1 protein-coding gene is annotated in these 526 nt (G+C 63.5%); it reads right to left on the bottom strand.

The window, feature by feature from the left end:
• Positions 1–224 precede the first annotated feature (224 nt).
• On the bottom strand, positions 225–526 hold a 302-nt coding region (locus HM984_RS17560; protein WP_179350135.1), incomplete at its 5' end, for a MerR family transcriptional regulator.

Genomic DNA, 526 nt, shown 5'->3' on the forward strand with positions numbered 1-526 from the left:
CGCGCTACCGAGCGAACTCACCCAGGACGGGCTGGATATCCTGCGCCAGGCCAGCATCGCGGTCCGTGCCGTGGAGAAGCAACTGTTCGCTCCCTTGGCCCCAGAACAGCAACGTCGCCTACGCGAGGACCTCGCAGCGTGCCTCCCCTCCACGGAGAGCAACTGAACCCGCGCCTGATCGACCCACTCGCTCGCCAAACTGGTGCCGATACCGTCCTGGCGAGCTACGGCCCCGCAGCTCCCCCGTAGGTAGCGATTTTGTACTCGGTCGCCACCAGGGACAGTTGCAGTTCGCGGATCCGCAGTCGGACGGTGTCGCGATGCTCGATCAGCAAGTCAAGCCTTTCGGGTACGGTTCCCTCGCCGCGGTCGACGAGTTCGACGTAGTGCTGTAGATCGCGCATCGGCATGCCAGACAATCGCATTCGCGTAAGGAAGACCAAGCGTCGCACAGCTGCGGCGTCGTAACGTCGGTGATCGTTCACGTCTCGGGCGACGGTGATCAGTCCGCATCTCTCGTAGTAGC

Source organism: Winogradskyella pacifica (assembly GCF_013403915.1).
GTDB classification, from domain to species: domain Bacteria; phylum Bacteroidota; class Bacteroidia; order Flavobacteriales; family Flavobacteriaceae; genus Winogradskyella; species Winogradskyella pacifica.